The organism is Polaromonas sp. (assembly GCF_012927415.1).
Classification (GTDB): domain Bacteria; phylum Pseudomonadota; class Gammaproteobacteria; order Burkholderiales; family Burkholderiaceae_C; genus Polaromonas.
This window is the reverse complement of the sequence record NZ_JABBPF010000203.1, coordinates 1-9,286: the sequence shown is the minus strand read 5'-3', so window position 1 is coordinate 9,286 and position 9,286 is coordinate 1. Positions and strand designations below refer to the sequence as shown.

Below are 9,286 nucleotides of genomic sequence, written 5' to 3'. Positions count from 1 at the left end.
TGCCGAGTTTGCCCGCGTCGAGCCGGTTCCGCGCCGGACGACCGCTCAGACCCCGGCCAGGGCGAGCGTTGACACCCAATAGGCCAGCGCCGCGCAGGCAGACAGGATCAGCAGTGCGGCGGCGCGCGAGGCGGTGTCGTCGCGCGATGCGGGCGCGGCCACCAGCAGTTGCTTGTCGCCGTGCAGCATGGCTGCCACCAGGTTCTGCTTGCGTCGCAGGTAAAAAAGGATCGCCGCCACATGCAACAACACCAGCGCGAGCAGCGCCCATTTGCCGATATCGGCGTGGTAGTGGGTCGCAAGGCCGACCGTGGCGTTGGAGACAAAGCGTGTCAGCGGCCCCGAAAAGGCAATCTCGTCGTCACTGAGCAGGCCCGTGCCCACCTGGGCGATCAACACCGCCAGAATTGCAAAAACCGAGCCTGCGCCGATGGGGCTGTGGCCTACGCTGTGCTCCGGCTTGCCCTTGCCTTTCAGGTAGTTGATGATGCTTTGCGGCGCATACACAAAGGACCCGAAACGCGACCAGCGCCCGCCCACCAGCCCCCAGACGACGCGAAACAGCAGCAGCGCCAGCATGGTATAGCCCAGGCGCAGATGCCAGACCAGGACGTTGCCCCCGATGCTGCCGCTGATGGCCAGCCCGAGCGTGCAAAGCACCAGCGCCCAATGGAAAAAGCGTGTGGGCAGATCCCAGACCCGTACCGTGATCAAATTTTCCGGCCTGAACATTCGCACTCCTTATTCATGGTTGTCGGTTTTTATACATGCGCCGTAGCCGCAACGCGGCCTGTCTGCCCGGGGTTTACCCGCAACGCAATAGTTTCTGTGGAACTTATCAATCTTCACTAAACTCCTGCAGTCTGGCAGCAAACCGTAAAGCGTTGCCCTTCATCCCTTTAAAAAAACCTCCAGAGGAAAAAAAACATGAGAGCTTTTGCCTGTATCGCCGCCGCAGCCACCCTGCTGGCCATCGCCGCACCGGCTTCGGCGCAGTTTGCCAAGCCCGAAGATGCGATTAAATACCGTCAGAGTGCACTGTCGGTCATGGGAACGCATTTCGGACGCATCGGCGCCATGGTCAACGGCAAGATTCCTTTCGACGCCAAGGCTGCCGTGGAGAATGCCGAGATTGTGGCCGAAATGGCAAAACTGCCATGGGCGGCCTTTGGCCCGGGAACCGACAAGGGCGGTAACACCAAGGCAAAGCCTGAAATCTGGACCGAGCAGGCCAAGTTCAAGGAATACAGCGATAAGATGGTTCTTGAAACAGGCAAGCTGGTAATCGCTTCGAAGACCGGCAATCTTGACGTGCTGAAAACGGCGTTTGCCGCTACTGCGGAAACCTGCAAGTCCTGCCACGACGCGTTCCGGAATAAATAGAGCCGCCACGTTTGCTCACTGCGGGTAGCTCTCTGCCCCCCGAGGGGCCGCCCGCCTGCAGTCCGGCAAAGCCGGTCCTGCAGCTCGAGCTTGAAAGGGGCAATGGAAAAAAGGCCGGCTGCTTTCAGCAACCAGCCTTTTTCGCCATCCTCACAGGAAGCTCCGCAAACCACTCTTAACCAGCGGGGGCCGCGGGACTGGTTTTGCCGGACTGCAGGCGCAACGCCCCCTCGGGGGCAGCGCTACGCGAAGCGACAAGCGTGGGGGCCTACGTTTCAGCCAATAGTTTTTCAATCAGCTGGTGCAGCGCCGCAAAGTCAGGCTCTCCGACATATTGCTTGACGATCTGCCCTCGCTTGTTGACCAGGTAGCTTGTCGGCGTCAGTTGCACGTCGCCCCAGGCCTTGGCTACCACGCCGGTGTTGTCGATGGCGACCTTGAACGGAAGCTGACGGGTTTCGGTGTAATTGACGACATAGCTCGGCGGGTCGTAGCTCATGGCGACGGCCAGCGTGTCATAGCCCTGCTCCCGGTATTTGTTGTAAGTGGAAATCACCTTTGGCATTTCGGCCACGCAGGTCACGCAGCTGGTGGCCCAAAAGTTCACCAGCGTTACCTTGCCTTTCAGGTCGGCGGTGGTCTTTTTGCTGCCGTCAAGCAACACAAAGGTCGAATCGGGCGCCGCCTGCGCGCCGCTGCAACCCGACAGAGCTGCCGCCCCGCCCAGTACCAGTGCGCCCGCCAGCACCATGCGGCATACTGCCACGGGAGAAAGTTTTGCCATTGAAAGGACCTCATCATGCGACGTCGAAATTTTAACCAGGCCAGTGCCAGCGCGCTGGGCTTGCTGATATGGGCCGCATGCCGACAGGCCCAAGCGCTTTCGCTGGGTGATCTCAGCAATGCCGATGCCAGCAAGGGCCTGAAAACCGCCCTCGAAAAAGGCGTTATCGCGGCGGTTGCGCTACTGGGCAAAACTGATGGATTCCTCGGTAACCCAAAAGTTCGCATTCCCTTGCCCGGCTATCTGGAAGACGCTTCCAAATTGCTGAGAAACTTTGGCCAGGGCCCGCGTATCGACGAGCTGGTCACCGCCATCAACCGCGCCGCCGAAGCGGCTGTGCCGATGGGCAAGGACTTGCTGGTAAGCGCTGTCAGGGACATGAATGTCAATGACGCCAAAAACATCCTGTCTGGCGGCGACACCTCGGTGACAAATTTCTTTGCCGAAAAAACCCGCGCTGCGTTGGGGCTGAAGTTTTTGCCCGCAGTGACGCAGGCCACCGAAAAGGTGGGTCTGGCCAACAAATACAACGAATTCGCCGGCAAGGCCGCCAACTTCGGCCTGGTGAAAAAAGAAGACGCCAACCTGCAGCAGTATGTCACCGGCAAAACACTGGACGGGCTCTACCTCATCATTGGCGAAGAGGAAAAGAAAATCCGCCAGAACCCGGTGGGCACGGGCAGCGCGATCCTGCAGAAGGTGTTCGGCTCGCTGAAATAAGCCTGGCGCGGCGGATCAGGGCTTATTCGTGCCGGGGTCCACTACTTTCGGGCATACCTTGCTATTAATAAGGGAGTAATTCCCGGCCTAGTGCGATTTCTGCCGTAGGAGCCTGCAAGCATGGCGTATTGGACGGGCGCAGGCCTGCCTGTTAGCCTTGGGCTTTTTGCACTGGAACACCATGAAAATCGAGACTATCGCCGTTCACGGCGGCTATACACCTGACCCCACCACCAAGGCCGTGGCCGTGCCGATTTACCAAACCGTGGCCTATGCTTTTGACAACACCCAGCACGGCGCCGACCTGTTCGACCTGAAGGTGGCCGGCAACATCTACAGCCGCATCATGAATCCGACCAATGCGGTGCTGGAGGCGCGCATGGCGGCGCTCGAAGGCGGCATTGGCGCGCTGGTCGTGGCCTCGGGCATGGCGGCGATTGCCTACGCCATCCAGACGATTGCCGAGACCGGCGACAACATCGTCGCGTCTTCCGCGCTGTATGGCGGCACCTACAACCTGTTTGCCCACACCTTTCCGCAGATGGGCATAGAGGTGCGCTTTGCCGACCCGCACGACCCGGCCGCGTTTGCGCCGCTGATTGACGCGCGCACCAAGGCGGTGTTTTGCGAATCCATCGGCAACCCGCTGGGCAATGTGACCGATATCGCCGCTCTGGCCGACGTAGCCCATGCGGCCGGCGTGCCGCTGATCGTTGACAGCACCGTCTCCAGCCCCTACCTGTGCCGCCCGTTCGAGCACGGAGCCGACATCGTGGTGCATGCGCTGACCAAATACCTGGGTGGTCACGGCACGACGCTGGGCGGCGTGATTGTCGACAGCGGCAAGTTCCCGTGGGCAGAGCACAAGGCACGTTTCAAGCGCCTGAACGAGCCTGATGTGAGTTACCACGGCGTGGTCTATACCGAAGCGCTGGGCGCCGCTGCCTACATTGGCCGCGCGCGCGTCGTGCCACTGCGCAACATGGGCGCCGCCTTGAGCGCGATGGCCGCTTTCCAGATCCTGCAGGGCATCGAGACGCTGGCGCTGCGCATGGACCGCATCTGCGACAACGCGCTGGCGATTGCCTACTTCCTCAAGAACCATCCCAAAGTGGCCTGGGTCAACTACGCCGGCTTGCCCGAGCACCGGGACCATGCGCTGGCGCAGAAATACATGGGCGGCAAGGCCTCCGGCATCATCAGTTTTGGCGTCAGGTCAGCGGCCGATGCCATGGCGGCGGGTTCCCGTTTTCAGGATGCGCTCGAGCTGTTTACGCGTCTGGTCAATATCGGCGACGCCAAGTCGCTGGCCTGCCACCCAGCCTCCACCACGCACCGTCAACTCAACCCGGCCGAGTTGGCCAGGGCCGGCGTGAGCGAGGACATGGTGCGCTTGTCGGTGGGAATTGAGCATATCGACGACCTGCTGGCCGACCTGGAGCAAGCGCTGGCGGCGGTTTAAAGGGCTCGGCGGAATTGTTGCCGATGCGCAACGATTCAGCCTTGTTTATGATGTGGTTAATTGATCTGCCTCAAGTCAGGTGCACACCACCTGGGAGTCGAAGAAACGATTGAGCCAAATCAAACGCGTGATGGTCGCTGGGCGTTTCAATAAGAGCCGGGAATGTTCCCGACTCTTTATTAGCTGCTCATCATGAAAAAACAAGTCATCGCCGCCGCAGTTCTGTGCACCCTCCTGTCGGGTGCCGCCTTCGCCCAGGAGACCACGCAAGGCCCGTGGATGGTTCGAGCCCGCGCCGTGCATCTGAACAGCGCCAATGGCGACGGCACGCCGCTGGGCCTTTCACTCAACAACAAGTGGATGCCAGAGTTCGACATCAGCTATTTTTTCAACAAGAACGTTGCGGTCGAGCTGGTTCTGACGGTGCCTCAGAAACACACCCTGCATTCCAGCGTCCTGGGCAGGGATATCGGCACGCTCAAGCATCTGCCACCCACGCTGATGGCGCAATACCACTTTGACCTCAACGGCTTCAAGCCCTATGTCGGCGCCGGTCTCAATTACACGCGGTTTTCCGGTGTTGATGTGCTCGGCGGCGCGGCCAGCATCGACAAAAACAGCTGGGGCCCGGCGCTGCAGGTCGGCGTGGACATTCCACTCACGGGCAATATGTACCTCAATTTCGACCTGAAGAAGGTTTATATCCGCACCGATGTGTATGCCGGTGGCGCGAATCTGGGCACTTTCAAGGCCGATCCCCTGCTCGCGGGCGTGGGCGTGGGCTGGCGTTTCTAGGTTCGGACACTCCCGACCTGCATCCAGGGCCCCGTGGCGCACCTGCGTCACGGGGCCTTTTTCATGCCGGCTGGTCCATCGGCGAGGGGTATCGCCGCCGCGCCGCCGAAGCCCGTGTCAGGCTGATTATTTTCAATAAAATTGGCATCACGTCCAGCAAGTACGGCTTCTGTTTGCTATTAAAAAAAATAGCACTGCAGTGAAGCATTACCCGGCGCATTCGAGCAGAATGCGGGCCAGCGCCGCAGGTTCGCTGATCATCGGATCATGGCCGGTCCTGATTTCAACCACCCGGGAGTTGGGCAGCCAGGCGCCGTCCCAGAACCTCGGGTCGGTCACGCGCAGTCTGCTGGGCGCGATGGTCGCGAGCGCCGGTTCGGTGCAGCTGACGAAGGTGCGCGGCACGCCGGCCACGCGCTGCACGTCAAAGTCAAGTGCTGCCTGGTAGGTGTTGCCAGGGTGCGGGGTCTGGCGGCGCCTGACCCATTCGCGGTCTTCGTTGTGTAGGCCATACACTTCCGGGTCGGGCGGCGGAAAGCTGAAGCGGGTTGAGGCATGGGCCGCTGCCAGGCGCTGCTGCTGTGTTGCGCTGGAGTGCGTACTGCTCCAGCTTTCGCCAGGTTTGGGCACCACTGCGTCGACATAGACCAGATGCTTCAAACGATTATTCAACCTGTCGGCCACGGCGGTGCCAATCATGCCGGCGTAGGAATGCACGGCGAGAACGACATCGTCCAGCTCTTCCACCTCGATCGCGCTGATCACATCGTTGACATGCATGTCCAGCGTGATGGCGGGCGAAAGCAGGTGGGCGCGCTCGCCCAGGCCGGTCAGCGTGACGGCGTGAACGCGATGGCCGCCCTTTTGCAACTTCGCCGTCACCCTTTGCCAGCACCAGCCGCCGTGCCACGCGCCATGCACCAGGACAAAATTGGCCATCAGATCACCTGTGCGTTTTTCAGCTCAGCCAGCTGACCGTCGGAGTAGTTCAGCATGCTGCGCAGCACGTCGTCGGTGTGCTGGCCCAGCAGTGGCGGCGGCAGTCCGCCCAGGCCGGGCACGCGTACCGGCGTGACGCTCAGCTTGATCGGGCTGGCTACCAGTGGCAAGTCGCTTTTCAACGGATGCTGCCAGTGCGTGACCATGTCGCGCGCTTCGATCTGCGGGTCGGCAAAAACTTCGGCCAGGTTGTTGATGGCGCCGCAGGGCACCTTGGCGGCTTCCAGTGCGGACAGCCAGTCGGCCTTGCCGCGCAGTTTCATGACCGCTTCGAGAATCGGCACCAGCTGGCTGCGGTTATGCACCCGGTCTCGGTTTTTGGCAAACAGCGGATTCAGGCCCAGCTCGGGAATGTTGGCAACCTTGCAGAACTTCACATACTGCGCGTCGTTGCCCACCGCCAGGATCAGGTGGTCCTTGCTGCCATCAAGGGCAGGCGCTACCTCGAACACCTGGTAGGGCACGATGTTCTGGTGCGCGTTGCCCATGCGCTGCGGCACCTTGCCACTGACCAGGTAATTGGCGCCCAGGTTGGCGAGCATGGCGACCTGGGTATCGAGCAGCGCCATGTCCACCTGCTGGCCAACGCCTGTTTTTTCGGCATGGCGCAGCGCGGCGAGGATGCCGACCGTCGCGTACATGCCTGTCATCAGGTCGGCCACGGCAACGCCGACTTTTTGCGGACCGCCGCCCAGATCGTCGCGCTCGCCGGTCACGCTCATCAGGCCGCCCATGCCCTGAATCGCGTAGTCGTAACCGGCTCGTTCCGCATACGGGCCGTTCTGGCCAAAACCGGTCACCGAGCAGTAAACCAGGCGCGGGTTCAGCGCTCTGAGCGAGGCGTAGTCCAGTCCGTAGCGCGCCATGTCGCCGACCTTGAAGTTTTCGACAAATACATCGCAATGCGCGACCAGCTCGCGGATCAGCGCCTGGCCGGCCGGCCGGGCAATGTCGCAGGTGACCGAGCGCTTGTTGCGGTTGGCACCCAGATAATAGGCCGCCTCGTGTGTTTCAACGCCCTGATCGTCGTTCAGAAACGGCGGGCCCCAGGTGCGGGTGTCGTCGCCGTTGCCGGGGCGCTCGATCTTGATGACATCGGCGCCGAGGTCGGCCAGCGTCTGGGTACACCACGGGCCCGCAAGAACGCGGGACAAATCGAGAATGCGGATGCCTTGAAGAGAGTTCATCCCCTTATTTTGCCTGCAGAGAGGCAGGGCCGCCCCGAAGGCAAATGAAGCGGGCAAAAAGTCTGGTGGAGCGGATGAGGATCGAACTCACGACCTCTGCATTGCGAACGCAGCGCTCTCCCAGCTGAGCTACCGCCCCAAAAGCATTTAATGATAAGCCCAATAATCCGGTGGCGGGTGCCGGCGAACTGAATGCAAGAACATCGGTTCAGGCCACCTGGGGCTTCATCAGCGCGCGCCCGGACGCTTTGCTTCACCAGCGGTTTTCGCAGCCGCTATCCGGTCACGCATCGCCGGCGTCATTTCAACATTGCGCCTGGCATCAATCAGCATCACCTCGTTTAAACCAAGCCGCTGCGCCATCGCGCGCCACTTCAGGGGGCCGGCGACAAAAAGCGGCTTTGAGTTGCCATCCGAGCGCAGGCCGGCATCACTCCCGCCGGAGGTGATGATCGTCACAGACGCCACCAGATCGATGGTTTCTCCGGTGCTGCCATCAATGATGTGGGGATGGCGCTTGCCGTCCTTCATGAAATAACGCTGGTAGTCACCGCTGGTGCCGATGGCTTCGTTATCGTGCAGCTCCAGCGCGGCGACCGTGCCTTCACCGCGTGGATCGCGGATGCCGACCTTCCAGGGCCGTTTGCCTGGTTGGCCGATGGCCAGCACGTTGCCGCCGATATTGACCAGCGCTGCCTTCACATGCGCCTCACGCAGAATCAGCGCCGCGCGGTCAAGCGCATAGCCTTTCGCATAGCCGCCCAGATCCAGCATCACTGCCGTGTTGCGGCTGGAGATTCGGGTGCCCTCATAACGCAGATCGGACATGCGCGGATTGGCCTCGACCCATCGCCGGATTTCCGCTGGCGCTGGCGAATGAACCGTGAATTCGCTGCTCTGAAACCCCCACAGGCGGATCAAATGACCAATCGCCGGATTGAAAAGATTGTCCGACCGTTCAGCGAGTTCAGTGGCCGACTTCAGCAGACTGACCATTTCGGCATCTGCCTGATACGCTTCGCCGCGCGCAATGCTGTCGTTGAGCGCTGTCAGCGCACTGGGTTGCCAGGCATGGAACTTGTGGTGCAAACGGTCGAACTCGTTCAGTACGCTGGCACCCAGCTGATTGGCGCGCGCTTCGGATTCACCGTAGATGGAGACTTCGACCTCGGTGCCAAAAACGTGACCCGGAATGCGATGGATCATCTCGCTGCCGGCATGGCTGCAGGGCCACGTCAACAAGATCAGGGCTCCGACCAGATACCCGGAGAGTTGCCGTAAAACATTGAAGAACATCGGTCGCCTGCTTTCCGGGCCTGAACAACGCTGGGGGGTGGGAGCAGCATGCGGCTGCGCGCACCGGCCAACCGCTGCCAAAACCAGCGTCAATTGACCTTGCTGACCATGTAGTCAACCGCAGCCCTCATTTCATCGTCTTTCAAAGCCGCATTGCCACCCCGCGCCGGCATCATGTTGATGCCGTTGATCGAGTTGGCGTAGAGCACGTCAATGCCTTTGGCAAGACGGGGCGCCCACAGGGCCTTGTCGCCGATTTTGGGTGACCCCAGTACGCCTGCCCCATGACAGGCCACGCAAGTAGCCGTGTAAATTTTTTCACCTTTTGCCAGCACTTCAGCGCTGGCGGCCGGACCTTTGGCCACGACTGCGGCGGGTGTCGCTACGGCAGCCGTTGGCGCCGGTGTCGCGACAGGCGCTGTTGCCGCAGGCGTCACCGTGGCGGGTGCCGTCGCGGTGCTGGTCGCAGGGGATTTTTCGCCACAGCCGGCCAATGCCGCAGCAATGACTAGAGGCAGGAGTTGGTAAGCATTCATGATCATGTTCCTCTCGGGTTGAAAAAAAGGGAGTCAGGGACTAACGCACTGCCGGCAAAGCGCCGGATGAAATCCGCGCTTTGCTCATTCATTTGAAGCAGCGGCTCAGCCCTCTGTTGCGTTT

10 protein-coding genes and 1 tRNA gene are annotated in these 9,286 nt (G+C 61.0%); 4 read left to right on the top strand and 7 right to left on the bottom strand.

Annotated features, from left to right (window positions below):
- Window positions 1-45: 45 nt before the first annotated feature.
- Window positions 46-732, bottom strand: a complete 687-nt coding sequence (locus HHJ19_RS16560; protein WP_296908968.1) for a cytochrome b/b6 domain-containing protein — start codon at window positions 730-732, stop codon at window positions 46-48.
- 195 nt (window positions 733-927) lie between these two features.
- Here HHJ19_RS16560 and HHJ19_RS16555 point away from each other — a divergent pair, with 195 nt between their 5' ends.
- Complete coding sequence (locus HHJ19_RS16555) at window positions 928-1,383, top strand: cytochrome c (RefSeq protein ID WP_296908967.1); 456 nt, start codon at window positions 928-930, stop codon at window positions 1,381-1,383.
- A gap of 268 nt (window positions 1,384-1,651) precedes the next feature.
- Here the strand turns inward: HHJ19_RS16555 and HHJ19_RS16550 are convergent, their stop codons facing one another.
- Window positions 1,652-2,167 carry a TlpA disulfide reductase family protein gene (locus HHJ19_RS16550; protein WP_296908966.1) on the bottom strand — a complete coding sequence of 172 codons (516 nt, stop codon included), beginning with the start codon at window positions 2,165-2,167 and terminating at the stop codon, window positions 1,652-1,654.
- Between the two features lie 15 nt (window positions 2,168-2,182).
- On the opposite strand from HHJ19_RS16550, the gene HHJ19_RS16545 reads away from it, so the two are divergent.
- The 3 genes from HHJ19_RS16545 to HHJ19_RS16535 all read left to right on the top strand — a co-directional run bounded on the left by HHJ19_RS16545 (window position 2,183) and on the right by HHJ19_RS16535 (window position 5,144).
- A complete protein-coding gene (locus HHJ19_RS16545) occupies window positions 2,183-2,887 on the top strand; it encodes a DUF4197 domain-containing protein (protein WP_296908965.1) in 705 nt (234 codons plus the stop codon).
- 181 nt (window positions 2,888-3,068) lie between these two features.
- Window positions 3,069-4,349 carry an aminotransferase class I/II-fold pyridoxal phosphate-dependent enzyme gene (locus HHJ19_RS16540; RefSeq protein WP_296908964.1) on the top strand — a complete coding sequence of 427 codons (1,281 nt, stop codon included), beginning with the start codon at window positions 3,069-3,071 and terminating at the stop codon, window positions 4,347-4,349.
- A 192-nt stretch (window positions 4,350-4,541) separates the two neighbouring features.
- Window positions 4,542-5,144, top strand: coding sequence for an OmpW family outer membrane protein (locus tag HHJ19_RS16535; protein WP_296908963.1), 603 nt, complete (start codon window positions 4,542-4,544; stop codon window positions 5,142-5,144).
- A 207-nt stretch (window positions 5,145-5,351) separates the two neighbouring features.
- Here the strand turns inward: HHJ19_RS16535 and HHJ19_RS16530 are convergent, their stop codons facing one another.
- The 5 genes from HHJ19_RS16530 to HHJ19_RS16510 all read right to left on the bottom strand — a co-directional run bounded on the left by HHJ19_RS16530 (window position 5,352) and on the right by HHJ19_RS16510 (window position 9,162).
- Window positions 5,352-6,083 (bottom strand): alpha/beta fold hydrolase, encoded by a 732-nt coding sequence (locus HHJ19_RS16530; RefSeq protein ID WP_296908962.1) that lies wholly within the window; start codon window positions 6,081-6,083, stop codon window positions 5,352-5,354.
- Window positions 6,083-7,330 carry a CaiB/BaiF CoA-transferase family protein gene (locus tag HHJ19_RS16525; protein WP_296908961.1) on the bottom strand — a complete coding sequence of 416 codons (1,248 nt, stop codon included), beginning with the start codon at window positions 7,328-7,330 and terminating at the stop codon, window positions 6,083-6,085. The genes HHJ19_RS16530 and HHJ19_RS16525 overlap by 1 nt, the downstream gene beginning before the upstream one ends.
- Window positions 7,331-7,393: 63 nt before the next feature.
- Window positions 7,394-7,469 (bottom strand) — tRNA-Ala (locus tag HHJ19_RS16520).
- A gap of 89 nt (window positions 7,470-7,558) precedes the next feature.
- Window positions 7,559-8,626: an FAD:protein FMN transferase gene (locus HHJ19_RS16515; RefSeq protein ID WP_296908960.1), complete on the bottom strand. Its 1,068-nt coding sequence runs from the start codon at window positions 8,624-8,626 to the stop codon at window positions 7,559-7,561.
- Between the two features lie 89 nt (window positions 8,627-8,715).
- Window positions 8,716-9,162 (bottom strand): c-type cytochrome, encoded by a 447-nt coding sequence (locus tag HHJ19_RS16510; RefSeq protein WP_296908959.1) that lies wholly within the window; start codon window positions 9,160-9,162, stop codon window positions 8,716-8,718.
- Window positions 9,163-9,286 lie beyond the last annotated feature (124 nt).